Genomic DNA, 26,546 nt, shown 5'->3' with positions numbered 1-26,546 from the left:
TCAATTCAGCCCGTACGTCACCGTAAGGTAGTACAAGCCGCCCACGCTTGGCCCACCCAGAAACGACACGTAGTAGTCGTTCAGCACATTGGTGGCGCCGAGCTTGAAGCGCAGGTCGGGCTTGGGCACGGTGTAGCTTAGCTGTGCATCTAATGTGCCGTAAGCCGGCACGTAGCCGTTGACGAGGAAGGTCTGAGAATAATAGCGCTGCTGCCAGCGGTAGTTCAGGCCGAAGCCCAAGCCACCGGGCAGTTTGTCGTGGCCCAAGCTCAGGTTGTAGGTCCAGCGCGGGGTGTTGAAGCCGTCTTCCAGCCCGTCGCCCGACTCGGTGCGGCGCAGGCGGGCGTAGGTCGCGTTGGCCCCGGCCAGCAGGCCGGCGGGCAGCTCGTAGCGCAGGCCCAGGGAGCCGCCGTAGTTGCGCACGCGGCTCTGGGAATTGGTCCAGAGGCGGTAGCGGGCCTGGGTGGCGCGGGCGCTGAGGGCCGTAGCTACGGCATTGGGGTCGGCGGCGGGGCCGAGCGGCTGGCCGGCGGCGTCGAGCGGCACGTAGGCTTCCACCTGCGCAATGAAGTCTTGGTAGCGGTTGGAGTACGCATCCAGGTCGATGAGCAGGCGGCCGTCGGGCAGCAGGGCCGCCTTGTAGCCCAGCTCCAGGGAGCGAATGTGTTCGGGCCGCAGGTAGGTGTAGGGATTTTTCCGCAGCAGCCCTTGGTTGTGCTCGATGGCGAGGCGGCGCTTCTCGGCTGAGGGCTGGGCGCTGGTGTTGGCGTTGAGGTCGGCCGTGACGGCGGCGTTGAACCGGTCGATGCTGCTGCGCAGGTAGCTGCGCTCAAACACGCCGTCGGACATTACCCGCAGCCCACCGATGCGCTTGACCTGTCCGCTGTTCACGTTCGAAAAGCCCTCGAACAAGCTCGGGAAGCGGTAGCCGCTCTGGTAGCTCAGGCGGAAGTTGTGCCGCGCGGTGGGCGAAAGAACCGCGGTCAGCCGGGGATTCAGGCGCAGGGCGAAATAATCGTTTTTGTCGGCGCGCAGGGTGGCCGTCAGGCGCAGCCGCTCCCGCCAGAGCCGGGCGCCGGCCTGCACGAAACCGCCGGTCTTGCCGTAGCTCAGGTTGCTGAACTGGTCGCGGCCCGGCGCGGGGTTGATGAAGTAGTTGCCATCGGGCACGATGACGTAGGTGCGGTGGTCGAGGCCGGCGCGCAGGTCGTAGCGGGTGGATAGCGCGGACCAGGGGCCGTTGCGCAGGGCCTGGGCCAGGTCTACCTGGGCCTCTGCGTGAACCAGGTTGGCCTTTACCCGCAGCGCCGCGCCCTGGTCCCAGTTGTTGATGCCGGCCAGCTCCCGCAGCTTGGCCTCAAACGCCGGCGTGCCCGGCTGCAGGCGGCCCGCGTCGGCAGCGCGGCGGGCCGCGGCGTGCGCCTGCGTCACCGACTGCCCGGCCTGCACGGCGGCGTTCCAGGCGGCGGTGTAGTCGGTTTTCCACTGCGCATCCGACTTAAAGCTGCGGTCCAGGTTTTCGGCTGCGGAGCGCAGGTTGTAGCTGCGGCCGGTGTTTTCGCGGGTGAAGTAGGCCCGGGCCTGCACCACCGGCGTGGTCAGCGCCACGGCGTGCTGCTGCAGGGTGTAGCCGGCCAGCCGGAAGCGGTTGGAGCGCTGGTACACGTTGTCGAGGCCGGCCACGCGGTAGGTGTAGCTAAGCTCGGTGCGGGCCCCGGGGCGGAAATGCAGCGCAGCGTCGGCTTTGAGGTTGCGCAGGCGGTAATCCACCACGTCCAGCTCGCGGTAGCCGGTGCGGGCCACGGTGTAATCTTTGCCCCCCAGCGCAAAGGTGCTGCGGTTCGACGACTCGTTGCCGTAGCCGCTGACCGGGTCGTAGGCCGGGTTGGCGGGGCCGCCGGGCAGGCCCGCGCTGGCGTTGCCCTGCGGGTAGAGGTCGGTCGGGTCGTTGGCTATCCAGTCGTAGCCGCGGGTGTAGGTGCCGTTGACTTTGAACGCCCACTTGGGCGTCAGCGCCCGGGCGTAGCGCAGGCTGGTTTCCGAAAACAGCCGGGCCGCGCTGCCCGGGTCGCGAAGGTGGTTGACGCCGGTTTTCTGCTGCACGCTCAGCCCTTCGGAAGCGAAAGGACTGCGGGTGCTGAAATTGGCCAGCCCGTTGATGGCGTTCAGCCCGTAGAGCGCGGCCGCGGTACCCGGCACAATTTCCACCGCGGCCACGTCCAGGTCGCTCGGCCCCAGCGCATTCCCAATCGGCCCGCCGATGTGCGGGGCCTGGTTGTCGACGCCGTCGACGAGCTGGGCGAAGCGCACGTTGGTGGTGTTGGTGAAACCGCGGGCGTTGATGACCTTGAACCCCAAGCTGGGCGTAATCACCTGCACGCCCTTCACGCCCTCGATGGCGTCGAAGAACGAGGGCGCCGGCGTCAGGCGCAGCGCCCGCGCGTTCAGCTTTTCCACCGTCACCGGCGACTGCAGCAGGCTCTCCTCCACCCGCGAGGCGGCCACTACCACTTCGCTTAGGGCAATAGCAGCGCGCCGGGCCGAGTCAAGTGGTGTGCTGCCAGCGGCGGGCGCCGATTGGGCCGTGGCGGCTCCCATCGGCCAGGCAACAAGGCAGGAAAGAGCGGCAGCGGGCCGCCACCAGCGTAGCGTTTCACTCATGCAGGGTCCCGGTCAGTGGTTCAGGGCGCGCAGGAACGACCGGCTGCGCCATGCCTCACCGGAGCGGCAGGTTTGCGGCGCAGGTCGTTATTCCCGAGCAAACATAACGAAACCCATTGCCCGGGGTTGCATTAGTCGTGCAGCCGGGCCGTTTCGGCATCCACAAACGCCTGAAAGCGCAGCTGCAAGGCCTCAAAGTCAACCACAGCGCGCACGCCGGCGGCCGTGAGAAAGGCCCCGCCGCCGCGCTGCCCGCCGGTTTGGGTACTCACCAGCGGCTCCCGGGCCTGGGCGTTCATGGAGCTGACCAATTCCCAGGCGCGCTTGTAGGACATATTCATGGCCTGCGCGGCCTTGGAAATGGAGCCCAGCTGCTGAATGCGCTGCAGCAATTCCAGCCGCCCGATACCGAGAAACCGGTCCGCGGGGCCTTCAATCCACAAGCGGCCGTTGATGCGAAACGTGGCGGGGTCGGGTAAGAGGTCTTTCATTACTATCGGCGGCCGATGGGGCCGGCCGGCAAAATAACGGCTTGGCCGCTTCCCCGCGCACAACGCCGACGGCAACCCGCCCAAGCATTGAGTTGCCTCGTCTGACAACCACGAATACTCGCGTGGCCTCGCCTGCCCTTGTTCAAGCCGGCCAGTGGTCCTGTTTAAAGCTGATTACCAAATTGCGTCCACTCCTAACAAGCTACTTTCAGTACGCAATTTTTATTTCTTTATTCAAGAAATATTTGTCTTATTTGATTAACAAAGGACTTAGGTTGCTTGCCGATTAGCGGCGCGTCACCGCCGGTTTATTCGCTTGTACCGTCCGTTTGCCACCGCCACGGCCGTTGGGCCGCCCCACAATCCACTCTGCCATGCCGTTGCTGTTTAAATCAGCTGCCCCTTCGTCGGCAGCCGCTACGCTGGTGCCTGGGCCGCAGCCCGCCACTGCCGCCTCGCTGCCGTACTACCGCCCGGTGTTGCTAGCCGTGCTGGCGCTGGGCACCCTGGTCCGGCTGTATCATTTTGCGTACGACCGGTCTTTTTTCATCGACGAAATCTACCTGAATGTCAATTTCGCCACCCGCAGCTTCTGGGAATTGGCCACGCAGCCCCTGCTCTACGAGCAAAAGGCTCCGCTGGGCTACCTCTGGACGGTGAAGCTGTTTACCGTCCTGTTCGGGCCGGGGCAGCAGGCGCTGCGGCTGTTTTCGCTGCTCAGCGGCGTGGCCGCGCTGTTTGTGCTGGTGCCGGTGGCGCGGTTTTTTCTGCGGCCCTGGGGCGTGGTGGCGGCCGTGGCCATGCTCGCCGCCTCCGATTCGTGCATTTACCACGCCCTCGAAGCCAAGCAGTACGCCGTGGAGCTGCTGGCCACGCTACTGGCGCTGTGGCTCTACGTGCACTACCGCGAGGACCGCAGCCTACGCGGGCAGTTGCAGTGGGGCCTGCTCGGCGGGCTGCTGCTGTGGTTTGCCTTTCCCTTGATTTTCGTGCTGGCCGGCCTGGGCACGGTGCTCGGCGTGGCCGCGCTGCTGCGCCGCGACTGGGCGCAGGTGCGGGCGTACGTGCTGCCCTTCAGCTGCTGGCTGCTCAGCTTCGGCCTGCAGTACGCGCTGTACATCAGCAAATTCCCCCAGTCAGCTTGGCTGATGGACTTTTTCGACCAGCAGTACGACGCCTTCATGCCCTGGGCGCCGAAGGCCCTGCTGCCCTGGCTGGCGCACAAGACCTACATGCTGACCCAGCACCCGCTCGGGCTGATGCCGCACAACGAAAACTCGGAGTTTTTGCTGACCTCGCCCTGGCGCTACGTGGTGAAGCTGGGCTGGCTGCACCTGGGCTTTTTGCTGGCCGGCGCCGCCCTGCTGCTGCGCGCCAAGCCGGTGAAGTTTGCCCTCCTCACCGCCCCCATTGTGCTGATGCTGGTGGTGTCCGGCTTGGGCGTGTACCCGGTGTTCGAGCGGTTCACGCAGTTTATTGCGCCGCTGTTGATGCTGCTGGCGGCCTACGGGCTGGAGCGGTTTCTGTACGCTTTCACGCCCCGCTACCGCGCCGCGCCGCTGGTCCTGCTGCTGTTTCTGGCCCCGCCGATTTACAACACCACTGCCCAGGCCCTGAATCCGGACCGGTTTAAAAACCGGGAGTTCAACCGCGAGGTCATCATGTACGTGAACGAGCACTACCGGCCCGGCGACGCGGTGTACCTGTTCTGGAACATGCGCCACGTCTACGAGTACTACCAGGCGGCGTACGGCTTGCGCTTTACGCCTGTGAAAGGCCACAACGTCAAGAACGAGGCGCGCGACGCGGCGGAGTTCATGGCCAAGCTGCAGCCCGATTTTGCGCAGCTGCAGGGCGCCCGCCGCGTTTGGTTTGTGTACGACTTCGTGAACCGGGACCCCATCGGCGACTACGCCAACCAGCCCGCCTGGTACCACGTCGACTCGTTTAAGCCCACCCAGCCGGTAGAAGCCTACTTCGCCCAACGCGGCCGACGCATCGACTTTTTTCAATTGGGGCCGCACACCGCCAGCCTCTACGAAATGCCCGCCGCCGAAACGCCGGCTCCCTGAGTTGCACGTGCGTGGGGCTGGCGTGCCGGGCCAGCAGCGCCGCCGGCTTACGCTGTTGCCTCGCTAGCTCCTGATTCCCGTCGGCCGCTCGAAGAAGCATTACCAGCCATGCCGCCGCTGGGCACATACGGCATTGGGGCGGCTTGAAGCCTTACGCTAGGGCTTATCACACTAATGCGTCATCACCGAATCGAGTCATCTGCTTGCTGAATTGCCGGATATATTTTTCCCAACTTTTTTATTTAACAATTCAAATAAAATCTATAACATTACATCGGACAATTAATACATCAACATGGAATGGCAACATATAAAGGCCGTTATCCTCGATGTTGACGGGACCTTGTACACGCAGGGCAAACTCCGCCGCAAGATGCTCTACGACCTGCTCGGCCACTACGCCCTGCGCCCCTGGCGCTTGCGCGACATGCTGGTGCTGCGCCGCTTCCGGCACGAGCGGGAGAAACACGTAGCCTACGAGGGGCCGGACCTGGAAGCGGACCAATACGCCTGGTGCGCCGACAACCGCCCGCAGGCTATTCCGGCCATTCGCCGGGTGGTAAACCGCTGGATGTTTGAGCACCCCAACCAGTACCTGTCTGGCTGCATGTACCCCGGCATTCCGGAGTTTTTTGCCGCGCTGCGGGCCCGGGGCATCAGCATCGGCATTTATTCCGACTACCCCGCCCACGCCAAGCTGGCCGCCATGAACTTGGCGGCGGACGTGGTCATCAGCTCCACCGATGCGGCCGTCAACCGGCTGAAACCCAACCCGCGGGGCCTGCTGCTGCTGGCGGAGGAGTTGGGATTGGCGCCCGAGCAGTGCCTTTTCATTGGCGACCGGCCCGAGCTGGACGGCGAGTGCGCCCGCCGCGCCGGCATGCCCTTCCTGCTCGTCGAGCAGCAACCCCTGCCTGAGTTCGACTTCTACCACGGCCTGACGCGGCAGCTCCGGGCCACCCAAACCACCACTACCCATGAACCAGACCCCTGTACTCTCCAACGCTGAAGAGACGCCGCAGGCCATTATTCCGGCCGGCCTCAAGGACTACGTGGCCATTGCCCGCCCCGACAACTGGGTGAAAAACGTGTTTATGATGCCCGGGGTCTTGTTTGCCCTGATTGTATTCAACCCCACCCTCGACTGGGCGCTGCTGACCAAAGTGGTCCTGGGCGTCATCAGCACCTGCTTGGTGGCCTCGGCCAACTACGTCATCAACGAATACCTCGACGCGGAATTCGACAAGTTTCACCCCCTGAAGAAGAAGCGCACCTCGGTGGTGCGGGTGGTGAAGCCCGCGCTGGTATACGCCGAGTGGTTGGGCCTGGCGCTGGTGGGTTTCGCCATTGCCTACCAGATCAGCATGCAGTTTTTGCTGGTGTCGATGTTCTTGCTGTTCATGGGCGTGATGTACAACGTGCGGCCCTTCCGCACCAAGGAGCGCGCCTACATCGACGTGCTATCGGAATCGGTTAATAACCCGATCCGCTTTGCGCTGGGTTGGTTTACGGTGGCTCCGGTGGTGGCCCTGACCGACCTGGATTCATTTCAGCTGCTGAACAGCTTCCCGCCGAGCAGCATCATCGTGGCCTACTGGATGGGCGGCGCCTTTCTGATGGCCACCAAACGCTTCGCCGAATACCGCCTCATCGGCGACCCGGAGCGCGCCGGCCTGTACCGCCGCTCGTTCCGCTACTACACCGAGCACCGCCTGCTCATCTCGATGTTCTTCTACGCCCTCACCTGCGCGTTTTTCCTGGGCATTTTCCTCATCAAAAACCGCATCGAGCTGCTGGTGAGCTTCCCCTTCTTCGCGCTGCTGTTTTCCTGGTACCTGCGCATCGGCCTGCTGGACAATTCGCCGGTGCAAGGCTCCGAGAAGCTTTACACCCGCTACTGGTTTATGACCTACGTGGTGCTCTTCTGCCTGCTGCTCACCGGCCTGATGTTCATCAACATTCCGCCCCTGCACAGCCTGCTGCAAGACCACTACAACCTGGGCCGCTAGCCCTCGGTACCGGCGCCCGTCTTCTCCACCTCTCGTTTTGCCTGCCATGCCAGTTCTGTCCCTGAAGGTCAGCGCCCCCGCTATGCCCCGGCCCGCCGCCCCCGCGGCGGCGCCCCGGCTGGCGGCGGAGCGCACTGCCCGCTGGTCCCGCCTCCTGTACCTCGTGCTGGCCCTGGGCATTGCGCTGCGGCTGGTGCACTTCTTTTACAGCCGCTCCTTCGTCACCGACGAGCTGTATTTGGGCGTCAACATTATCAAGAAGGGCTATTGGGCGCTAGCCACCGAGCCGTTTGAGTACCAGCAGAAGGCGCCCATCGGGTACCTGTGGGCCGTCAAGTCCCTGGCGCTGGTGTTTGGCTACGGCGAAAAGTCCCTGCGGCTGTTTTCGCTGCTGGCCGGCATTGCCTCCCTGCTGGTGCTGGTGCCGGTGGCGCGCTACTTCCTCAAGCCCTGGACGGTGGTGGTGGCCGTGGCCATCATGGCGTTTTCCTCGGCCTGCGTATTTCACTCCATCGAAGCCAAGCAATACGCCACGGAGCTGCTGGCGGCCGTGGTGGCCGTGTGGCTCTACACCCGCTACCGGGCCCGCACCGACGTGGGTTCCCTGCTGCTGTGGGGCCTGCTGGGCAGTGCGCTGCTCTGGTTTTCGTTTTCGCTGATCTTCGTGCTGGCGGGCATCGGCATCGGGTTGAGCGTGCACGCGCTGGCGCGGCGGCAGTGGCGTACCTTGTTGCTCTATGCCATTCCCTTTGGGCTGTGGGTGCTCAGCTTTGGCGCGCAATACCTGCTCATTACCAGCAAGTACCACGAGTCGGGTTGGCTTATCGACTACTTCGACCGCATGGACCAAGCCTTCATGCCCATGCCGCCTTCCGTGGCAAGTGCCAAATGGCTGGCCCACAAGGTATACCTGACCCTGCTGCACCCGCTGAGCCTGATGCTGGACCTCGACGGCAACCTCGACGTGCTCAACCAGCACCCGCTGCGCTACGTCTTCAAAATGGGCTGGCTGCACCTGAGCTGCCTCGTTATTGGCGCCGTGTACTTCGCCCGCAAAGACCGGCTGAATTTTGCCGTGCTGCTGCTGCCCATGGCGCTGGCAGTGGCAGCTTCCGCCGTGAAGGTCTACCCCTTCCACGAGCGGTTCACGCTGTTTCTACTGCCGGCCCTCATCATCGTCATCAGCCTGGGCGTGGAGTGGCTGCAGCGCCGCCTGGCCCGCCGCCCGGCCTGGTTCGGGCTGTTGCTGGCCCTGTTCTTCGCGCCCACGGTCATCACCTCGGCCCGCGAAGCCGCCGACCCGCGCCTGGCCATGCACACCGAGTACAGCCGCGAGGCCATCATGTACGTGAACGAGCACTACCGGCCCGGCGACGCGGTGTACGTGTTCTGGAACATGAACCAGAGCTACGAGTACTACCAGCTGGCCTACCCGCTGAAGTATACCGCCGTGACGGGCAGCTTTGTGAAAAACGAGGCGAGCGGCCCGGCCGACTACCTACGCCGCCTGCAACCCGACTTCGACCGCCTGAAGGGAGCCCGCCGCCTCTGGCTCGTCTACGACAACCAGAACCGCAATGCTATCGGCGACTACGTGACCCTGCCGGAGTGGTACCACCGCGAGGACTTCAGCCCGCCCGGCTTGCTGCACGCGTACTTCGGCACCCTGGGCAAGAAGACGCAGCAGGTGCAGTACAACCGCAACACGGTGGCCCTGTACGAACTGCAGCCAACCCCGGCCCCCAGCCCCCGACCCATGCTTCGCCCCAAAACCGCTACCCGCTTGCCCGCCCAACACTAAAGCCACCGTCGACTCCAACGCGGCCCCTCCACGTGGAAGGGCCACTTTTTTGTCTATTCCTCGTCCGTTTATCGTCCAAATCAAACCTATCTTCCTGCAACCCTTAACTATACCTTAGGCGTCTATTAGTCGACGACGGCCGCTGCGCATCCCGGCCTCGCGCTTCAGGCCATGAAACGACTGATGCTACTTGGGTTGCTGCTGGCAACGGTTCCCGGCTTTGCTCAGCTCACCCGGCTGCCCGCGGAGGAGCCGGAAGTGCTTCCGGTCGACGTGCGGCGTGTGCCGGCTGATGCGGTCTGGGGCCTTACCACCCCGTTGCACCAGCCCCGCCGCGGCCCGCTGCTGGTCGTCAACGGCCACGTGCTGCCCGATTCAGCCAACTTGCCCGCAGCCGAAGACATTCTGGCCATGCGGGAGTTGGAGCCGGAGCAAGCCGTAGCCCGGTTCGGGCCGCGGGCCGCACACGGAGCCCTGCTCATCGACACCGTCAAGCGGAAGCGCTGGCTCAAGCGTCCGTAGCAGGCGGCGCGCTTCTCGTACCCTACCGCCTTCCTACTGGTCCAAAGTCGTTGCACGACGCAGGCCGGGTAGCCGAGTTTTCCGAAGCCCCGCGAAACGCGAACTGTGGAATTTGTCTGCCGCGGGCATCTGCATCGTATCACTGTATTCTTTCGCCGCCTCGCTATGTCTGGTCTCAGCCTGCGTTTGCTTTCTGCCGCCTTGTTCACCTTGCTTGCCTGGGGCGCCCGGGCCCAGGCACCCGTCCAAGCCACCCAACAGGCCACCTTGGCCCAACCTGACCAAGCGCCCGGGCCGGTGGTAATTGGATGCCGGATGAGCGCGGCGCCCGGCAACGAACCCTTGTGCATCATCGACGGCATGCTGGCCTCGCCGAAGCAGCTAGCCGAGCTAAATCCCGGCGACATTGAGAAAATGGATGTGCTATCGGCCAAGCAAGGCGCGGCGCTCTACGGCAACCGGGGGCTCAACGGCGTGGTGCTCATCACCTCCAAGCCGCGGCATAAACAGGACGCCGCCCTGTTGAAGCAACGCCAACAACAGCACCTGCAGCAACTGCGCTGAGTTGAGCTACCCTGCCCCAAGCAGTACTCGTTGCAACTCCCTGCTCGGCACTACCGGTCATTAAAAAAGCCGGTCTTTCGACCGGCTTTTTCGTGGCGCATGGCAGTGCGTGTTACGCTCCTTTTGGGCTCAGCGTGATGTAGGGAATGATGCACTCCTCCAGGGAAATCCCGCCGTGCTGGAAGGTGTCCTTGTAGAAGTTCACGTAGTAGTTGTAGTTGTTGGGGTAGGCGAAGAAATAGTCGCCTAGGGTGAAGACGTAGGCTGTCGACACGTTTTCGCGGGGCAGGAACACGCGCTCCGGCTTGCGCACCACGTACACGTCGCGCGACTCGTCGAAGCCCAGGTTTTTGCCGTGCTTGTAGCGCAGGTTGGTGTTGGTGTTCCGGTCGCCCACGATTTTGTAGGGCCGCTTCACGCGGATGGTGCCGTGGTCGGTGGTGATGATGAGCTTGCCCTTCTTGTCGGCAATGACCTGCAGCATCTCATACAAGGGTGAGTGCAGGAACCACGAGCGGGTGATGCTGCGGTACGCCGACTCATCCGCCGCCAGCTCCCGGATCATGGCCATGTCGGTGCGGGCGTGCGAGAGCATGTCCACAAAGTTGTAGACGATGACGTTCAGCTTGTAGTTGTTGTGCAGGTTGGGCATTTTGCCCAGCAAGTCCTTGCCGGCCTGCAGGTTCGTGACCTTGTTGTAGCTGAACTTCTGCTTCTGGTTGTTCTTCTGGAAGTTGATTTCCATGAACTCGGCCTCGTGCAGGTTCTTGCCCTCGTCGTCGTCGTCCCACACCCACAGGTTGGGGTACTTCTTCTGAATCTCGCCGGGCATCATGCCCGAGAAGATGGCGTTGCGGGCGTAGGCCGTGGTGGTGGGCAGGATGCTGTAGTACATTTCCTCCGTGTCCACCGTGAACATATCGGCAATGATGGGCTCCAGGACCTTCCACTGGTCGTAGCGCAGGTTGTCGATGAGCACGAAGTAGACCGGGGTGTCGCCGGTCTGCTTCATGAGCGGGAACACGCGCTCCTTGAAGAGTTGGTGCGACATCAAGGGGGCGTCCTTGTCGTCGCCGTTCACCCAGTCCTCGTAGTTTTCGGTGATGAAGCGGCCGAAGTAGGTATTGGCCTCGTCCTTCTGCATGTTGAAGACGTCGGCCATGCTCTTGCCCTCCGTCTCGTTGATTTCCAGCTCCCAGTAGGTGAGCTTCTTGTACACGTCGGCCCACTCGGCGGGCGAGAGGCGGTCGGAAAGCTGCATGCCCAGCTGGCGGAAGTCGCGCTGGTAGGAGCTGTTGGTTTTCTCGGACACCAGGCGCTTGTTGTCGAGCACCTTCTTCACCGACAGCAGAATCTGGTTGGGGTTGACCGGCTTGATGAGGTAGTCGGCAATCTTCGAGCCGATGGCCTCCTCCATGATGTGCTCCTCCTCGCTCTTGGTAATCATGATAACCGGCAGCGTGGGCTTGGCGGCTTTGATTTCGGCCAGGGCTTCGAGGCCGGTGATGCCGGGCATGTTCTCGTCGAGAAAGACCAGGTCGTAGTTCTTGTCCTGCACCTCGTCGATGGCGTCGGAGCCGGAGTTGACCCCGGTTACGTCGTAGCCGCGCTCTTTCAGAAAAAGGATGTGCGGCTTGAGCAGGTCAATTTCGTCGTCGGCCCAGAGGATGTTGTAGCGTTGCATGCAGTTTGTTTCGGGTTGAGAGGATGCGTGGCGTGCAAAGGCCACTTGCAGCAAGGAAGGCAAACAGCGCCCCGATTTGCGGTGCGCAACCTAACGTATCGGGGCTGATTTATGATACAGCGGCTGGGAGGCTAGGTGTGATGCTTCGAAAGAAGGTAACCCCAAACCGGGCCCGAGGGTTGCATTCAAGCGGCGCTATGTAGCTGATCCATCGACCAACGCCGGCCTTTTCCCGCTGAGCGCCGGGGCATTTGCGCCGACGCGCTTTTTTCCATTCGCCCGGGCGCCCCTGCTTTCCGTACCACCGAATCCGACTACTTTTCGGCCGCCAAACCTCCCTCCGCGCCCCTTGAACAAGCGAAAAATCCTGAACGACCCGGTCTACGGGTTCGTCAGCGTCCCGACCGAGCTGATCTTCGACCTCATCGAGCACCGCTACTTTCAGCGGCTGCGGCGCATCAAGCAGCTCGGCCTGACGGATTTTGTGTACCCCGGCGCCCTGCACACGCGCTTCCACCACGCGCTGGGCGCCATGCACCTGATGTCCTTGGCCCTGCGCACGCTCAAGGACAAGGGCGTGCGCATCACCGCGCAAGAAGGCGAGGCGGCCCAGATTGCCATCCTGCTGCACGACATCGGCCACGGCCCCCTCTCCCACGCCCTCGAGCACGCCCTGTTCGAGGACGTGCCCCACGAGCGGATTTCGCTGCACCTGATGGAGCTGCTCAACGAGGAATTCGGCGGCCGCCTGCAATTGGCCATCGATATTTTCCAAGGCTCCTACCCGCGCCCGTTCTTCCACCAGCTTGTATCGAGCCAGCTCGACATGGACCGGCTCGACTACCTCAACCGCGACTCGTTTTACTCGGGCGTGAAAGAAGGCCAGCCCGGCGCCGACCGCCTCATCAAGATGCTCACCGTGAGCCCCGACGAGCGGCTGGTGCTGGAGGAAAAGGCGGTGTACAGCATCGAGAACTTCCTGGTGAGCCGGCGCGTGATGTACTGGCAGGTCTACATGCACAAAGCCGTCACCTCGGCCGAGCAGATGGTCATCCGCATCATGGAGCGCGCCCGCGACCTGGCCCGCAGCGGCGTGCTGGTGCCCGCTTCGCCCGAGCTGAGCTACTTCCTCCTGAACCCGGTGCGCATGCTCGACTTCGAGCAGGACGCGGCCATCATCCAGCGCTTCGTGCGCCTCGACGACACGGATATCTGGTCGGCGGTGAAAGGCTGGGCCTCCCACCCCGATTTTGTGCTGTCGTTTCTGGCGCACAGCCTGCTGGAACGCCGCCTTTTCAAAATCACCCTCGACAACCAGCCCCTCGACGAGGATTTCAAGCTGGGCATCACCGAGCTCATTGCCGACCATTTCAACCTGCCCATGAGCGAGGCCGCCACGCTCATGATTGCCGGCCGCATCAGCAACAACGCCTACGACGCCACCGGCGACGACGCCATCAACGTGCTCACTAAGCGCGGCCACGTCATCGACGTTGCCCAAGCTTCCGATCTGCCCAATATCAGCTCCCTGAGCAAGCGCGTGGAGAAATACTACGTGTGCTACCCCAAGGAAATCACCTGAGCCACGGTTCACTCTGTAGTCATTGCGAGCGAAGCGCGGCAATCTTTCCTCTCGCGGCACGAAGGCCCAACTGGCAGAGCTTGAAAACGGCCCCGCTCGAAACCTGTAGCAATGGTTTCGAGCGGGGCCGTTTTCGGTGGATAGACATTGTTGCGGCGGTGCTGCTAGAGGAAGGATTGCCGCGCTTCGCTCCCAATGACGGCCGGTGCTACCGCCCTTCGCCGTTACTCTGAGGGCTGGTGTTACGGTCGAGTTAGCCAGCTGAACCGGCATTCCGCCGCTTTGCCCTACTTTTGCCGCCTATGGAATTCACGGTAGGCCAGATTGCGGGCGTATTGAACGGCACGGTGGAAGGCGACGCCTCCCTGCGCGTCGAGCGCCTCGCCAAAATCGAAGAAGCCCAGGCGGGCGCCGTTGCATTTTTGTCGAACCCCAAGTACGAGCCTTTTCTCTACTCCACCGGGGCCTCGGCGGTCATCGTCAGCAAGACGCTGGAGCTAAAGCAGCCCGTGACGGCCGCGCTCATCCGCGTCGACGACCCTTACCTCGGCTTCACCGCCCTGCTGGAGTTCTACCAGCAATTCACCCGCGCTGGCAAGCGCGGCGTGGAGCAGCCCTCCTTCGTCGGCGCGAACAGCGAAATCGGCGACGAGGGCTACCGCGGGGCCTTTAGCTACGTGGGCGACAACTGCCAGATCGGCCGCGGGGTACTCATCTTCCCGCACGCCAGCATCGGCGACCGGTGCCGCATCGGCGACGGAACCATCATCTACGCCGGCGCCAAGATTTACGCCGACACGGTCATCGGGGCGCGCTGCGTGGTGCATGCCGGCGCGGTCATCGGCTCCGACGGCTTCGGCTTCGCCCCGCAGCCCGACGGCTCCTACCGCCCCATTCCGCAGATCGGCAACGTGGTGCTGGAGGACAACGTGAGCATCGGCGCCAACGCCACCATCGACTGCGCCACCATGGGCTCGACCATTATCCGGGAGGGGTCCAAAATCGACAACCTGGTGCAGATTGCCCACAACGTGGAAATCGGCCGGCACACCGTGGTGGCCTCGCAGTCGGGCATTTCGGGCTCCACCAAAATCGGCAACTACTGCGTGCTGGCGGGCCAGGTGGGCATCGTGGGGCACATCACCCTGGCCGACCGCACCACCGTCACGGCGCAGTCGGGCGTGGGCAAATCGGTGAAGGAAGAAGGCACTTTCCTGCAAGGCGCCCCGGCCTTCAACCTGCGCGACTCCCTGCGGGCCAACGCCGTGTTCCGCCATTTGCCGGAGATGGAGCGCCGCCTGCTCAAGCTAGAACGCGCCCAGGAGAAGGCAGACGCGGCGGAAAAGTCATAGCTTTGCGGGCCGATTGTTGGCAGTTATCAGTTGGGAGTTGTCAGTAGGCAGGGCTTTTCGAGCCTTGACGCCAAGCTCTGACCACTGACAACTAGCACCTGTCAACTCCCCACTGACATCATGTTCGACAAACAGCATACGATTAAGGCCCCGGTCACCGTGAGCGGCGTGGGCTTGCACACGGGCGTCCAGGCGACGATGACCTTCTGCCCGGCCCCGGTTAACCACGGTTTCAAGTTCCAGCGCATGGACCTCGACGGCCAACCCGTCGTCGACGCCGACGTGGACAACGTGGTGGACCTCTCGCGCGGCACCACCATCGAGCAGAACGGCGCCCGCGTCAACACCGTGGAGCACACGCTGGCCGCCCTGGTGGGCCTGCAAATCGACAACGTGCTGATTCAGCTCGACGGCCCCGAACCGCCCATCATGGACGGCTCCTCGCTGCCCTTCGTGGAAGCCTTGCAGCAGGTGGGCCTGGAAGAGCAGAACGCGCTGCGCAACTACTTCGAGATTCCCGACGAAATCCGCTTCGTGGACAACGCCCGGGGCGTGGAAATTGCCGCCCTGCCGCTCAACGACTACCGCGTGACGGTGATGGTGGATTACAATTCGCCGGTGCTCGGTTCGCAGCACGCCTCGCTGACCAACATCACGCAGTTTCCGGACGACATTGCCGCCTCGCGCACCTTCTGCTTTCTGCACGAGCTCGAAGCCCTCTACAAGTCCAACCTGATCAAGGGCGGCGACTTGTCGAACGCCATTGTGGTGGTGGACCGCGTGGTGAGCGAGGAAGAGCTGGGTGAGCTGGCTACCATGCTGGGCAAGCCCAAGGTGGCCGTGAAGAAGGAGGGCATCCTCAACAACGTGGACCTGCGCCACAAAAACGAGCCGGCCCGCCACAAGCTGCTCGACGTGGTGGGCGACTTGGCTCTGGTGGGCCGCCCGCTGAAGGGTCAGATCCTGGCTGCCCGCCCCGGGCACGCGGCCAACGTGGCCTTTGCCAAGAAGATCAAGAAAAAGATGCTGGAGGTGGATTCCTCGCCGGTGCCGCAGTACGACGCGTCGCGCCCGCCGGTGATGGACATCAACCAGATTGCCCAGATCCTGCCCCACCGTTACCCCTTCCTGCTCATCGACAAAATCATTCACCTCGACGCCACCACGGTGACGGGCGTGAAGAACGTGACGATGAACGAGCAGTTTTTCACGGGCCACTTCCCCGGAAACCCGGTGATGCCCGGCGTGCTGCTGATCGAGGCCATGGCCCAGACCGGCGGTATCCTGGTGCTCAACACCGTGCCCGACCCCGAAAACTACTGGACGTATTTTCTCGGCATCGAAAACTGTCGCTTCCGCCGCAAGGTTATACCCGGCGACACGGTCATCTTCAAGTGCCAGCTGGTGTCGCCCATCAAGCGCGGCATTGCCAAGATGCGCGGCCAGGCCTTCGTCAACGGCAAAGTGGTGATGGAGGCCGAAATGTCGGCCAGCATCGTCCGGAAAGACGCGTAATGTGCATTAAAAATTGAGAGTTAAGAAGTAAAAATGGCCCGGTTTCAGCAAAGCACCGGCGCGGCAACTGCCTCATTTTCACTTCTTAATTTTTAATTCTTCATTGAAAGAATGACCCAGCCCCTCGCCTACATTCACCCCGAAGCCCGCATTGCCCAGAACGTCGTGGTGGAACCCTTCACCACCATTGCGCACGATGTCGAAATCGGGGAAGGCACCTGGATTGGCCCCAACGTGACCATTATGGCCGGGGCCCGGATCGGCAAAAACGTGAAGATTTTCCCCGGGGCGGTCATCAGCGCCATTCCGCAGGACCTCAAGTTCGCGGGGGAGAAAACCACCGCCCACATCGGCGACAACACCGTTATCCGGGAGTGCGTGACGATTAACCGCGGCACCGTGGACCGCATGAAAACTGTGGTGGGCGCCAACTGCCTGCTGCAAGCCTACGTGCACATCGCGCACGACTGCGTGGTGGGCGACAACTGCATCCTCTCCAACACCACCCAGCTGGCGGGCCACGTGGTCATCGGCGACTGGGCCATTCTGGGTGGCACCTCGGCCGTGCACCAGTTCGTCAACATCGGGCAGCACGCTTTCGTAGGCGGCGGCTCTCTGGTGCGCAAGGACGTGCCGCCGTTTATCAAAGTGGGCCGCGAGCCGCTAACCTACGCCGGCGTCAATTCGGTGGGGTTGCGCCGCCGCGGCTTCACCGAGGCCGCCATCCTGCAGATTCAGCAGTGCTTCCGCCTGCTCTTCATGAGCGGGCTGAACACCAGCGACGCCCTCGACAAGATCGAGCTGGAGCTGCTGCCCTCGCCCGAGCGCGACGAGGTGGTCAACTTCGTGCGCAACTCCTCGCGCGGCATCGTGAAGGGCTACTCGCGCAACGGCAACGGTGCAGATTGAGGCCCGGGGGCTGGGCAAACGCTTCGGCCGCGACTGGATTTTCCGAGACCTGACCCACACGTTTCGCCCCGGTACGGCCACGGCCCTGCTGGGCCCGAATGGCTCGGGCAAAAGCACCCTGCTGCAAACGCTGGCCGCCTACACCCTGCCCTCGGCCGGGGAGCTGCACTACGCGCTGGACAGCCAACCGGTGCGTCCCGACGACGTGGCCCGGCACCTGGCCCTGTGCGCGCCCGCGCTGGAGCTGATTGAGGAGCTGAGCCTGGCCGAGCTGGTGCATTTTCACACCCGGTTTCGGCCGCTGCGGGCTGGGCTGTCGGCCGCGCAGTTCATTGACTTGCTGCAGCTGCCGCACGCGCGCCACAAGCTGCTGCGCGACTTTTCCTCGGGCATGAAGCAGCGCGTCAAGCTCGGGCTGGCCCTGTACGCCGAAGCCCCGCTGCTGCTGCTCGACGAGCCCACCACCAACCTCGACCGCGCCGGCGTGGCCTGGTACCACGAGCACGTGGAAGCAACCATTGCGGGCCGGCTGGTGCTGGTGTCGAGCAACGTAGAGGAGGAATACACCTTCTGCCAGGAGCGCTTGACGGTGACCGATTTCGCGCCGCGCCGCTAAGGGGCAACATGCCGCAGCTTGCTTAGCTTAGGGCTACCGGCCACGGCCCGGCTTACGCGCTCCGCCGTGCAGCCGGCCCAAAAATCATTCCACGATTCGGGCCCCAAAATCCTTGTAACCCCGCTCCTAGTGCCTGCGTTTGCGGGCTTAATTCGGCCTTGATTCGGTTCCAGCGCCTACTTTTGCCACCGCTTTAACTTCTTACTTTACCTCCTCACATGAGAAGCTACGACGACTTCGACGACGATGACCTGCTCGATGACGACGACGAGCTGGATACTCCCCCGGCCGGCGCCAAATCGGCCCGCGGTGGTGGCCGCAAGGGTGCTTCCTCGGAAGACTCCCTGGGCGCTAAGTACGCCGATTACCTGATGTGGCGCGACACCGGCTCCTCGCACGACGAGGCGCTGGATCTGGCCAACCTGACCGAAGACGAATTTTCGGCCGCCGAAGCCCAGGAAGACCCCGAAGGCTCCAACCGTTACGGCAGCCTGGACGACGATGATGACGACCTGGGCCTGGACGACGAGGACAGCTACGAAGCCCAGCGTCGCAGCCGCCGCGGCGGCCGCGACGACGACGACGACTTCTAGGACTTTGGTGCTCGGTGCGTAGTGCTCCGTGCCTAGGCGCCAAGCACCCGGACACGAAAAAGGCCCCCTGGAAAAATCCAGGGGGCCTTTCTCATTAAACGAACAAAGCACCAGGCGCTATGCCCCAAGCACCAGAATTCTAGCTTTTCTTGCCGCCAAATACTTTCTTCAGCAGCTCCGTGGTGCGGGCTACCGGGTTTTCGCGAATGTTGGCCTCTTCTTGCGCAATGAGCGTGAACAGCCCGTCGACGGCCTTGCCCGTGGCGTACTCGTTGAGGTTGGGGTTGACCTTTTTCACCAGCGGAATCTGGTTGTAGCGCGTCACCAGGCCGGTGTAGTAGCGGGTGGCTTGCGTCTGGTCGAGGGCCTGCTGCATGATGGGCGAAAACGCCGACACGAGCTGCGTGGTGGTGGTGCGCTTCAGGTATTGGGTGGCCGCGTCTTTTTGCCCGGTGAGAATGTTCCACACGTCGGAAAAGCTCAGGCTCTTGATGGCCGAAATGAAAATGGGCTTGGCCTTGATGGCAGCCTGCTCAGCACCGCGGTTCAGGGCCAGTTCAAACTTGTCTACCTCCGAGCCCAGGCCGATGCTGCGCAGGGTGGTGGCCACGCGCTGGGCATCCGGCGGAAACGGAATCCGGATCAGGCTATTGAGGTAAAAGCCGTCTTGCTTGGAAGCCTGGTCGGCGCCCTTGCTGATGCCCTGGGTCAGGGCTTCTTTCAGGCCCATGGCGGCTTCCTGCTGCGTCACGGCCCCGCCGGAAGTAGTGGTCTTGGTGGTCGACGGCAGCTTGATGGTGCCCAGGCCGGGCAGCTTGATCTGGGCTTGGGCGGCAGCGGCCGTCAGGGCCAGGGCCACGGTGAGCAGGGCGGCGGAGCGAAAGTTCTTCATATGCGGTAGTAAAACCAGAAACGCGGTTTCAGTTCGGCGAAAGGCAGAAACCGGACCAAAAAATCGACCAACGGCGCCATTCGTCCGCGCAGCGGTGGTCGAATAGCGCCGTTGGCGGGGCAGTCGGCCTTACTGCTGCCCAAAGGCGCGCTGCAGCGTGGTGGTCGAGCGGGCCGAGGAGTTCAGGCGGATGCGGCTTTCTTCGTCGGCGATGAGCGTGAAGAGGCCTTCGGCGATTTTGCCGGTGCTGTAATCGGTAAGGTTGGTGGCAATGGGCGTCACCAGCGGCACTTTCTTGTAGCGCAGCATCAGCTCCCCGTAGGCCTGCTTAGCACCGGTTTGCTCCAGAGCGGCATCCACGAGCGGGCGCAGCTCCTGCTGCACCTGGGCCAGCTGCTGGGTTTTGAACTGCGAGGCAATCAGGCGGCTTTCGCGGGTGTTGACCAGGGCCAGCCCGTCGGCAATGGCGTAGCGCTGGGCGGCGGCGGCCAGAATGGTCTGGGCCTGCGGATTGGCGGCCACGGCCTCGGCGGCGCGGTTCATTTGCACCTCAAACTTGTCGATGACGGCGCCCATGCGCAGGCCGCGCAGGGTGGTATTGACCAACTCAGCCTCGGGCGGAAAGGCCAGACGAATGTCCGGGTTGCCGTTGAAGGCGTCGGCCTGGGCCCCGGCCTCCAGGGCGCGGGTCACGCTCAGGTTCAAGGCTTCCTTCACGGCGGCGGTGGCTTCGTCGGCGGTGAGCGGGGGCGGCGTGGCCACCACCGGCGCGGTGGTGGTCTTGGTGGTGGTCGTGGTGGTTTTGGTCGCCGGCTTGGTCGTAGTGGTTTTCTTGGCGGGCGTGGTTTTCTTGGCCGTCGTCGTGGTCTTCTTGGCCGTGGTGGTGGTTTTCTTGGTGGTTTGGGCCTCGGCGGCCGTGGCAGCGGAAAGCAGGCCCAGGGCCAGCAGGAAGGTGGAGAAGCGGGGTGCGGTCATAAAGGGAGAAAGTGGAGAGAAGTCGAAATAAAGCGCCGGGGCCGGCGCCGAATCGGCAAACCAAAGCCGCGCGGCGCGGTCTTACAAACGCCGTGCGCAAATTGCGCCGAAATCCCGTCTCTCCCACTTTCTTTCGCTATGCCCCACACGCCCGCCGTCGAAATCATCACTATAGGCGACGAACTGCTCTACGGACAGGTCATCGACACCAATTCGGCCTGGATGGGCCAAGAGCTCGGCAAAATCGGCCTGCGCATCCGCCAAATCAGCTCGGTGTCGGATCAGGCCGAAGAAATTGTGCGGGCCCTCGACGAAGCCCGCGGGCGCGCCCAGGTGGTGCTGATGACCGGCGGCCTCGGCCCCACCAAGGACGATTTGACCAAACACGTGCTGGCCCGGTATTTCCACTCGGAGCTGGCCCTTTACGAGCCTTCCCTGCGCGACGTGGAGGCCATTTTTGCCCGCTTCAACCGGCCCATGCTGGAAGTGAACCGCCAGCAGGCCTTCCTGCCCACCGCCTGCACGCCGCTGCGCAACACGGTGGGCACGGCGCCCGGCATGTGGTTCGACGGCGAGGACGGCGTGGTGTTCGTGTCCATGCCCGGCGTGCCCTTCGAGATGAAGTACCTGATGACCACCCACGTGCTGCCCAAGCTGCAGCAGCACTTCCAGGTGCCGCCCATCGAGCACGCGGTGCTGCAGACCGTGGGGCAGGGCGAATCGTTTCTGGCCGAGCAGATTGCCGACTGGGAAGCGCAGCTGCCCCCCAACATGAAACTGGCCTACCTGCCCTCTTTCGGGGCCGTGCGCCTGCGCCTCACCGCCACCGACGACGGCCAGCCCGACCTGCGCCGCCGCCTCGAAGCCCAGCTGCCGGCCGTGCGCGCCCTCATCGGGCCGTACCTGTTTGCCGAGGGCGAAGTGACGCTGGAAGCGGCCCTGGGCGCCCTGCTGCAGGAGCGCGGCCTGACCATCGGCACGGCCGAAAGCTGCACCGGCGGCACCATTGCCCAGCGCCTGACCAGCGTGCCGGGCTCGTCGGCCTACTTCCTGGGTTCGGTGGTGGCCTACTCGAACCAGGTTAAAGTCAGCCAGCTCGGCGTGAGCCCCGACACATTGGAGCAGTTCGGGGCGGTGAGCGAGCAAACGGTGCGCGAAATGGCCGAAGGCCTGCGCCGCCAGCTCGGCGTCGACGTGGCGGTGGCCACCAGCGGCATTGCCGGCCCCGGCGGCGGCACCGACGAAAAGCCGGTGGGCACCTTCTGGCTGGCCTACGCCGACCAGCACCACACCATTGCGCGCAAAGTGAGCATGAACCGCGGCCGGGAGCTGAACATCAGCTACATCAGCACCGTGGCCCTGGACCTGGTGCGGCGCAATTTGCCGGCCCCGGAAGCCTTGTCGCCCCAGGCTTCGTAGTCGGCCAGCGGATTTTTTTTGCCCGAGCCTAACAAGTGTTCGGGTCCGATTACGCCGCAATTGCCAAATCCCCTACCTTTGGCCCCGATTTCGGCCTCCCCAGCCGCCAATCGACCCCGAACAGACCAAGCTTCCTTTCCCACCCCCGAATTCTTCAAAGCAACCTCCGCATGGCACGAGTGGAAATGGTGATGCCCAAAATGGGCGAAAGTATCATGGAAGGCACCGTCCTGAAATGGCTCAAACAGGTGGGCGACACCATTGAGCAGGACGAATCGGTGCTGGAAGTGGCCACCGACAAAGTGGACACCGAGGTACCCGCCATCCACGCCGGCGTGCTGCAGCAGATCTTGGTGGAAGAAGGCCAGGTGGTAGCCGTAGGCGCCCCCATTGCCATCGTCGAAACCGACGCCGCCGCGGCCTCCAACGGCCAAGCGTCGGCCGCCCAGCCCGCGGCAGCCCCGGCTCCCGCCGCTGAGGAAGAAGGCGCCAGCGAAGCCGCCATGGTGCCGCACGTACCCGCCGCTCAGTCGCTCAGCAGCCAGCTCGGCGAAGCCCAGCCCGGCCGCTTCTACTCCCCGCTGGTGCTCAACATTGCCCGCGAGGAAGGCATTTCCATGGCCGACCTGGAGCGCCTGCCCGGCACCGGCCAGGGCGGCCGCGTCACCAAGAAAGACATCCTCGACTTCGTGGCCCACCGCGGGCAGCAGCCGGCTCCGGCCGCCGCGGCGCCCGCCCCGCAAGCCGCCCCCGCCGCCCAGCCAGCTCCGCAGCAGCCTACGGCCGCTCCGGCCGCCGCGGCCCCGCAAGCGGCCCCGGCAGCGCAAGCCAGCAAGCCCGCCCCGTCGGTGAGCGGCAACCAGGAACTGGTGGAAATGGACCGCATGCGCAAGATGATTGCCCAGCGCATGGTCGATTCCAAGCGGATTTCGCCGCACGTGACGAGCTTCGTGGAAGCCGACGTGACCGAAATTGTGAACTGGCGCAACAAGCACAAGGACGCCTACAAGAAGCGCGAGGGCGAAAACCTCACCTTCACGCCCATCTTCGTGCAGGCCATTGCCCGCGCCATCCAGGACTTCCCGAACATCAACGTGTCGGTGGACGGGGACTACATCATCAAGAAGCGCGACATCAACGTGGGCGTGGCCGTGGCCCTGCCCTCCGGCAACCTCATCGTGCCGGTGATTCACGGCGCCGACCAGCTGAACCTGAACGGCCTGACCAAACGCGTAAACGACCTGGCCAACCGTGCCCGGGCCAACAAGCTCAAACCCGAGGACCTGGAAGGCGGCACCTACACGCTGTCGAACGTGGGCTCCTTCGGCAACGTGATGGGCACGCCCATCATCATGCAGCCGCAGGTGGCCATCATGGCCGTGGGCGCCATCAAGAAGAAGCCCGCCGTCATCGAGACGCCGCAGGGTGACTTGATCGGGGTGCGCCACTTCATGTTCCTCTCGCATAGCTACGACCACCGCGTGGTCGACGGCTCGCTCGGCGGCATGTTCGTGCGCCGCGTGGCCGACTACCTCGAGCAGTTCGACCCGAACACGAGCATCTAAGCAACGACTTTTGTGATTGAAGAAGCCCGTCACCTCGGCGGGCTTTTCTTTTTGACTTCCTTTTGGTTATGAAAAATTTCATCACCCTCGGGGCCCTGGTCATTTCGCTGGCCCTGATTGTGTACCTCTACGTACGCCTCTCCGCCGCCGAGCGGGAACTGGCCCAGGCCAAGCGCCACGTAGCCGACTGCGAGCAGGTGACCTTTCAGCTGCAAAACCAACTCACGGCCCAGGCCCGCGACAAGGCCGCCGCGGCCGGCCAGCCCGTGCCAGGCGAGCAGGAATAGTTAGGCAGGAGGAAAATGCCCGTCATCCCGAGCACAGCGAAGGACCTTGCTCGTACCCTGCACCAACTGGGAAGCGCAGCCACTGACGCCCAATCATCTGGGCCTGGTGGCTGCGCTTCTGCGTTGATGCACTTCCCTCAAAAGCAGCCTGCACTTCTTCCGCAGCGGCGGTGCCGGGCCGGAGGAAGATCCTTCGCTGTGCTCAGGATGACAGACGATTTTACGTCCGAGCCAAGCAAAACCGGCTGCCCTCCGCACGGAAGGCAGCCGGTTTCGGTATCGGCTGGCAGCTGGCTTACAGCGCTGCCAGGCTTTGCTCCAGGGCCGAAATCTTGGCGTCGGCGTCGGCTAGCTTCTGGCGTTCCTTTTCCACCAGCTCCGGCTTGGCGTTCTGCACAAACTTCTCGTTGCCGAGCTTCTGCATCACCGAGTTGCGGAAGCCCTGGGCGTACTCCAGTTCCTTGCTCAGCCGCTCCTTTTCGGCCCCCAGGTCAATCTGGCCTTCCATGGGTACGAAGAACTCCGCCCCGCCCGATACGAAGCCCACCGCCGCGGCCGGCGCGGCGTCTACCACGTTGATTTCCGTCAGGCCGGCCAGCTTGCGCAGGATGCCCTCGTAATCGGTCAGCAGCTGGGCGTCGTCGGTTTTGGCAGCCAGGGTCAGCGGCTTGTTCGGGCCGAGGCCCTTCTGGTTGCGGATGGTGCGCACGCCACCCACAATGTCCAGGGCCTTGTCCATGCGGCTCAGCAGCTCGGCGCCACCTGCTACGGGCTGTTGCTTGGGCCAGGGCGCCACGCAGAGGTAGTCCTTGGGTCCGCGCTCGGCCAGGTGGTGCCAAATTTCCTCCGTGATGAAGGGCATGAAGGGGTGCAGCAGCTTCAGCAGGCTCTCGAAGAAGCCAGTGGTGCGGCGCAGCGTCTCCGCGTCGATGGGCGCCTGGTAGGCGGGCTTGATCATCTCCAGGTACACCGAGCAGAAGTCGTCCCACACCAGCTTGTAGACGGTCATCAGCGCGTCCGACATGCGGAACTTGGCGAAGTGTTCGTCCAGCTCGGCCAGGGTGGCCTGCAGCTTGGCCTGGAACCACTCCGTGGCCCGCTCGTTGGCGAAGGGCAGCGCTGCGTCGACCTCCCAGCCCTGGGTAAGGCGGAAGGCGTTCCACAGCTTGTTGGTGAAGTTGCGGCCCTGCTCCACCAGCTTGATGTCGAACAGCAGGTCGTTGCCGGCCGGCGAAGAAAACAGCATGCCGGTGCGCACGCCGTCGGCGCCGTACTGGGCAATGAGGTCCAGCGGGTCGGGCGAGTTGCCCAGCGACTTGCTCATCTTGCGGCCCTGGGCGTCGCGCACAATGCCGGTGAGGTACACGTTGCGGAACGGCACGTCCTGGCGGTACTCCAGGCCGGCCATGATCATGCGCGCCACCCAGAAGAAGAGGATTTCTGGGGCCGTCACGAGGTCGTCCGTGGGGTAGTAGTAGTTGACGTCGGCGTTGTCCGGATCCTTGAAGCCGTCGAACACCGAGATGGGCCAGAGCCACGACGAGAACCAGGTATCAAGCACGTCTTCATCCTGGCGCAAATCACTAATCTGCAATGCGCTGTTACCGCTTTGCTCACGCGCCAGTTGAAGTGCCTCTTCGTCGCTAAGGGCCACCACGAAGGTGCCGTCGGGCAGGTAGTACGCGGGGATGCGCTGCCCCCACCAGAGCTGGCGGGAGATGCACCAGTCGTGCACGTTTTCCATCCACACCCGGTACATATTCTTGAACTTAGGCGGGTGCAGCTTCACGCGGTCGTCCTCCACCACTTCCAGGGCGGGGCCGGCCATGTCGGCCATCTTCAGGAACCACTGCATGGAGAGGCGCGGCTCGATGACGGCGCCGGTGCGCTCCGAGGTCTGCACAATGCTGGCGTACTCCTCCACTTTGGCGAGCAAGCCGGCCTCGTCGAGGTCCTTCACAATGGTGCGGCGGGCGGCAAAGCGGTCCTGGCCCACGTAGAGCACGGCCTTCTCGTTGAGGAAGCCCGCGTCGTCGAGGATGTCGATAACCGGCAGGTTGTGCTTCACGCCCAGCTCGTAGTCGTTCAGGTCGTGCGCTGGGGTTACCTTCAGCGCGCCGGTACCGAACTCGATGGTCACGTACTCGTCCAGAATCACCGGAATTTCGCGGCCCAGCAGCGGAATCTGCACCTTGGCACCGTGCAGGTGGTGATACCGCTCATCGTTGGGATTCACGGCCACGGCCACGTCGGCCATGATGGTTTCGGGGCGCGAGGTAGCCACGGTGATGAACTCACCCGGCCGGCCCACGATTGGGTAGCGCAGGTGGTACATCTTGGCCATGGTGTCCTTGGGAATTACCTCCTCGTCGGAAATGGCGGTGCGGCCCAGCGGGTCCCAGTTTACCATGCGAATACCGCGGTAAATCAGGCCCTTGCGGTACAGGTCGACGAACACGCGCAGCACGGCCTCGGTCAGCTCGGGCTCCATCGTGAAGCGCGTGCGCGACCAGTCGCAGCTAGCGCCCAGCTTCTTGAGCTGGTCCAAGATGATGCCGCCGTATTTCTCCTTCCACTCCCAGGCGTACTTGAGGAATTCCTCGCGGGTGAGGTCCTTTTTCTCGATGCCGCGCTCCTTGAGCATCTGCACCACCTTGGCTTCGGTGGCAATGGAGGCGTGGTCAGTGCCGGGCACCCAGCAGGCTTCCTTGCCCTGCATGCGGGCGCGGCGCACCAGCACGTCCTGAATGGTGTTGTTCAGCATGTGGCCCATGTGCAGCACCCCGGTCACGTTCGGGGGCGGAATGACCACCGAGTAGGCCGGTTTGCGCGGATTGGGCTTCGAGGTGAAAAAGCCTTGTTCCTGCCAGCGTTGGTACCACTTGTCTTCTACCTCGGCGGGCTGGTAGGTCTTGGGGATGGACATAGTCAGGGGAAATCGGTTCGGAATCGGCAAAAGTAGGCATTTCGGGCCGGGGCCGGAACTCCTTGCCCCAATCGAATAAGCACGCATTGCATTTAATCATCCTTTAATTTT

21 protein-coding genes are annotated in these 26,546 nt (G+C 63.4%); 15 read left to right on the top strand and 6 right to left on the bottom strand.

The genetic code is table 11. From position 1 onward, the window contains the following. Both LJ737_RS06910 and LJ737_RS06905 read right to left on the bottom strand, forming a co-directional pair. Positions 1 to 2,598: a TonB-dependent receptor gene (locus LJ737_RS06910; RefSeq protein WP_227764029.1), complete on the bottom strand. Its 2,598-nt coding sequence runs from the start codon at positions 2,596 to 2,598 to the stop codon at positions 1 to 3. 194 nt (positions 2,599 to 2,792) lie between these two features. Beyond that, the gene (locus tag LJ737_RS06905; protein ID WP_227764027.1) at positions 2,793 to 3,152 is read right to left on the bottom strand and encodes a winged helix-turn-helix domain-containing protein; all 360 of its coding nucleotides are present in this window, start codon (positions 3,150 to 3,152) and stop codon (positions 2,793 to 2,795) included. Between the two features lie 374 nt (positions 3,153 to 3,526). On the opposite strand from LJ737_RS06905, the gene LJ737_RS06900 reads away from it, so the two are divergent. The 6 genes from LJ737_RS06900 to LJ737_RS06875 all read left to right on the top strand — a co-directional run bounded on the left by LJ737_RS06900 (position 3,527) and on the right by LJ737_RS06875 (position 10,120). Then, positions 3,527 to 5,224: a glycosyltransferase family 39 protein gene (locus LJ737_RS06900; protein ID WP_227764025.1), complete on the top strand. Its 1,698-nt coding sequence runs from the start codon at positions 3,527 to 3,529 to the stop codon at positions 5,222 to 5,224. Positions 5,225 to 5,519: 295 nt separating this feature from the next. Continuing rightward, positions 5,520 to 6,233, top strand: coding sequence for an HAD family hydrolase (locus LJ737_RS06895; protein ID WP_227764023.1), 714 nt, complete (start codon positions 5,520 to 5,522; stop codon positions 6,231 to 6,233). Beyond that, positions 6,202 to 7,233 carry a UbiA prenyltransferase family protein gene (locus LJ737_RS06890; protein ID WP_227764021.1) on the top strand — a complete coding sequence of 344 codons (1,032 nt, stop codon included), beginning with the start codon at positions 6,202 to 6,204 and terminating at the stop codon, positions 7,231 to 7,233. Before LJ737_RS06895 ends, LJ737_RS06890 begins: the two co-directional genes overlap by 32 nt. A 46-nt stretch (positions 7,234 to 7,279) precedes the next feature. Beyond that, a complete protein-coding gene (locus LJ737_RS06885; protein ID WP_227764020.1) occupies positions 7,280 to 9,034 on the top strand; it encodes a glycosyltransferase family protein in 1,755 nt (584 codons plus the stop codon). A gap of 171 nt (positions 9,035 to 9,205) precedes the next feature. Continuing rightward, complete coding sequence (locus LJ737_RS06880; protein WP_227764018.1) at positions 9,206 to 9,556, top strand: hypothetical protein; 351 nt, start codon at positions 9,206 to 9,208, stop codon at positions 9,554 to 9,556. 165 nt (positions 9,557 to 9,721) lie between these two features. Then, positions 9,722 to 10,120: a TonB-dependent receptor plug domain-containing protein gene (locus LJ737_RS06875; RefSeq protein WP_227764015.1), complete on the top strand. Its 399-nt coding sequence runs from the start codon at positions 9,722 to 9,724 to the stop codon at positions 10,118 to 10,120. 112 nt (positions 10,121 to 10,232) lie between these two features. Here LJ737_RS06875 and porX read toward each other — a convergent pair whose 3' ends face one another. Continuing rightward, positions 10,233 to 11,804: a T9SS response regulator signal transducer PorX gene (porX, locus tag LJ737_RS06870; RefSeq protein WP_227764013.1), complete on the bottom strand. Its 1,572-nt coding sequence runs from the start codon at positions 11,802 to 11,804 to the stop codon at positions 10,233 to 10,235. A 349-nt stretch (positions 11,805 to 12,153) separates the two neighbouring features. On the opposite strand from porX, the gene LJ737_RS06865 reads away from it, so the two are divergent. From LJ737_RS06865 to LJ737_RS06840, 6 genes are all read left to right on the top strand, one after another. After that, positions 12,154 to 13,386, top strand: a complete 1,233-nt coding sequence (locus LJ737_RS06865) for an HD domain-containing protein (RefSeq protein ID WP_227764011.1) — start codon at positions 12,154 to 12,156, stop codon at positions 13,384 to 13,386. A gap of 302 nt (positions 13,387 to 13,688) precedes the next feature. Continuing rightward, positions 13,689 to 14,738 (top strand): UDP-3-O-(3-hydroxymyristoyl)glucosamine N-acyltransferase, encoded by a 1,050-nt coding sequence (gene lpxD / locus LJ737_RS06860; protein ID WP_227764009.1) that lies wholly within the window; start codon positions 13,689 to 13,691, stop codon positions 14,736 to 14,738. Positions 14,739 to 14,858: 120 nt separating this feature from the next. Next, on the top strand, positions 14,859 to 16,253 hold the full coding sequence (locus LJ737_RS06855; RefSeq protein ID WP_227764006.1) for a bifunctional UDP-3-O-[3-hydroxymyristoyl] N-acetylglucosamine deacetylase/3-hydroxyacyl-ACP dehydratase: 1,395 nt from the start codon (positions 14,859 to 14,861) through the stop codon (positions 16,251 to 16,253). Between the two features lie 111 nt (positions 16,254 to 16,364). Continuing rightward, positions 16,365 to 17,162 carry an acyl-ACP--UDP-N-acetylglucosamine O-acyltransferase gene (gene lpxA, locus LJ737_RS06850; protein ID WP_227764004.1) on the top strand — a complete coding sequence of 266 codons (798 nt, stop codon included), beginning with the start codon at positions 16,365 to 16,367 and terminating at the stop codon, positions 17,160 to 17,162. Next, entirely contained in the window at positions 17,152 to 17,778 is a 627-nt protein-coding gene (locus tag LJ737_RS06845; RefSeq protein WP_227764003.1) for an ABC transporter ATP-binding protein, read from the top strand. Before lpxA ends, LJ737_RS06845 begins: the two co-directional genes overlap by 11 nt. 218 nt (positions 17,779 to 17,996) lie before the next feature. Continuing rightward, positions 17,997 to 18,371, top strand: a complete 375-nt coding sequence (locus tag LJ737_RS06840; protein WP_227764001.1) for a hypothetical protein — start codon at positions 17,997 to 17,999, stop codon at positions 18,369 to 18,371. A gap of 139 nt (positions 18,372 to 18,510) precedes the next feature. Here the strand turns inward: LJ737_RS06840 and LJ737_RS06835 are convergent, their stop codons facing one another. Next, positions 18,511 to 19,263 (bottom strand): DUF4197 domain-containing protein, encoded by a 753-nt coding sequence (locus LJ737_RS06835; protein ID WP_227763998.1) that lies wholly within the window; start codon positions 19,261 to 19,263, stop codon positions 18,511 to 18,513. A gap of 129 nt (positions 19,264 to 19,392) precedes the next feature. After that, complete coding sequence (locus tag LJ737_RS06830) at positions 19,393 to 20,238, bottom strand: DUF4197 domain-containing protein (RefSeq protein ID WP_227763997.1); 846 nt, start codon at positions 20,236 to 20,238, stop codon at positions 19,393 to 19,395. Between the two features lie 138 nt (positions 20,239 to 20,376). Between LJ737_RS06830 and LJ737_RS06825 the strand changes: the two genes are divergently transcribed. The 3 genes from LJ737_RS06825 (at position 20,377) to LJ737_RS06815 (ending at position 23,509) form a co-directional block, all read left to right on the top strand. Beyond that, complete coding sequence (locus tag LJ737_RS06825) at positions 20,377 to 21,657, top strand: competence/damage-inducible protein A (protein ID WP_227763995.1); 1,281 nt, start codon at positions 20,377 to 20,379, stop codon at positions 21,655 to 21,657. A gap of 170 nt (positions 21,658 to 21,827) precedes the next feature. Next, positions 21,828 to 23,222: a dihydrolipoamide acetyltransferase family protein gene (locus LJ737_RS06820; RefSeq protein ID WP_227763993.1), complete on the top strand. Its 1,395-nt coding sequence runs from the start codon at positions 21,828 to 21,830 to the stop codon at positions 23,220 to 23,222. A gap of 68 nt (positions 23,223 to 23,290) precedes the next feature. Further along, complete coding sequence (locus LJ737_RS06815; protein ID WP_227763992.1) at positions 23,291 to 23,509, top strand: hypothetical protein; 219 nt, start codon at positions 23,291 to 23,293, stop codon at positions 23,507 to 23,509. A gap of 295 nt (positions 23,510 to 23,804) precedes the next feature. On the opposite strand, the gene LJ737_RS06810 is transcribed toward LJ737_RS06815, so the two are convergent. Then, positions 23,805 to 26,435 carry a valine--tRNA ligase gene (locus LJ737_RS06810; RefSeq protein WP_227763990.1) on the bottom strand — a complete coding sequence of 877 codons (2,631 nt, stop codon included), beginning with the start codon at positions 26,433 to 26,435 and terminating at the stop codon, positions 23,805 to 23,807. Positions 26,436 to 26,546: the final 111 nt, after the last annotated feature.

The organism is Hymenobacter sp. 15J16-1T3B (assembly GCF_020711235.1).
In the GTDB taxonomy this organism is placed as follows: Bacteria; Bacteroidota; Bacteroidia; order Cytophagales; family Hymenobacteraceae; genus Solirubrum.
Note: the sequence above shows the minus strand (reverse complement) of the source record. Positions and strands in the feature narration are given on the sequence as shown.

What these genes read in the sequence shown, in the direction of transcription:
- LJ737_RS06910 (WP_227764029.1), bottom strand. Translation starts at nt 2,598, where the DNA reads ATGGGAGCCGCCACGGCCCAATCGGCGCCCGCCGCTGGCAGCACACCA.
- LJ737_RS06905 (WP_227764027.1), bottom strand. Translation starts at nt 3,152, where the DNA reads ATGAAAGACCTCTTACCCGACCCCGCCACGTTTCGCATCAACGGCCGC.
- LJ737_RS06900 (WP_227764025.1), top strand. Translation starts at nt 3,527, where the DNA reads ATGCCGTTGCTGTTTAAATCAGCTGCCCCTTCGTCGGCAGCCGCTACG.
- LJ737_RS06895 (WP_227764023.1), top strand. Translation starts at nt 5,520, where the DNA reads ATGGAATGGCAACATATAAAGGCCGTTATCCTCGATGTTGACGGGACC.
- LJ737_RS06890 (WP_227764021.1), top strand. Translation starts at nt 6,202, where the DNA reads ATGAACCAGACCCCTGTACTCTCCAACGCTGAAGAGACGCCGCAGGCC.
- LJ737_RS06885 (WP_227764020.1), top strand. Translation starts at nt 7,280, where the DNA reads ATGCCAGTTCTGTCCCTGAAGGTCAGCGCCCCCGCTATGCCCCGGCCC.
- LJ737_RS06880 (WP_227764018.1), top strand. Translation starts at nt 9,206, where the DNA reads ATGAAACGACTGATGCTACTTGGGTTGCTGCTGGCAACGGTTCCCGGC.
- LJ737_RS06875 (WP_227764015.1), top strand. Translation starts at nt 9,722, where the DNA reads ATGTCTGGTCTCAGCCTGCGTTTGCTTTCTGCCGCCTTGTTCACCTTG.
- porX (WP_227764013.1), bottom strand. Translation starts at nt 11,804, where the DNA reads ATGCAACGCTACAACATCCTCTGGGCCGACGACGAAATTGACCTGCTC.
- lpxD (WP_227764009.1), top strand. Translation starts at nt 13,689, where the DNA reads ATGGAATTCACGGTAGGCCAGATTGCGGGCGTATTGAACGGCACGGTG.
- LJ737_RS06855 (WP_227764006.1), top strand. Translation starts at nt 14,859, where the DNA reads ATGTTCGACAAACAGCATACGATTAAGGCCCCGGTCACCGTGAGCGGC.
- lpxA (WP_227764004.1), top strand. Translation starts at nt 16,365, where the DNA reads ATGACCCAGCCCCTCGCCTACATTCACCCCGAAGCCCGCATTGCCCAG.
- LJ737_RS06840 (WP_227764001.1), top strand. Translation starts at nt 17,997, where the DNA reads ATGAGAAGCTACGACGACTTCGACGACGATGACCTGCTCGATGACGAC.
- LJ737_RS06835 (WP_227763998.1), bottom strand. Translation starts at nt 19,263, where the DNA reads ATGAAGAACTTTCGCTCCGCCGCCCTGCTCACCGTGGCCCTGGCCCTG.
- LJ737_RS06830 (WP_227763997.1), bottom strand. Translation starts at nt 20,238, where the DNA reads ATGACCGCACCCCGCTTCTCCACCTTCCTGCTGGCCCTGGGCCTGCTT.
- LJ737_RS06825 (WP_227763995.1), top strand. Translation starts at nt 20,377, where the DNA reads ATGCCCCACACGCCCGCCGTCGAAATCATCACTATAGGCGACGAACTG.
- LJ737_RS06820 (WP_227763993.1), top strand. Translation starts at nt 21,828, where the DNA reads ATGGCACGAGTGGAAATGGTGATGCCCAAAATGGGCGAAAGTATCATG.
- LJ737_RS06815 (WP_227763992.1), top strand. Translation starts at nt 23,291, where the DNA reads ATGAAAAATTTCATCACCCTCGGGGCCCTGGTCATTTCGCTGGCCCTG.
- LJ737_RS06810 (WP_227763990.1), bottom strand. Translation starts at nt 26,435, where the DNA reads ATGTCCATCCCCAAGACCTACCAGCCCGCCGAGGTAGAAGACAAGTGG.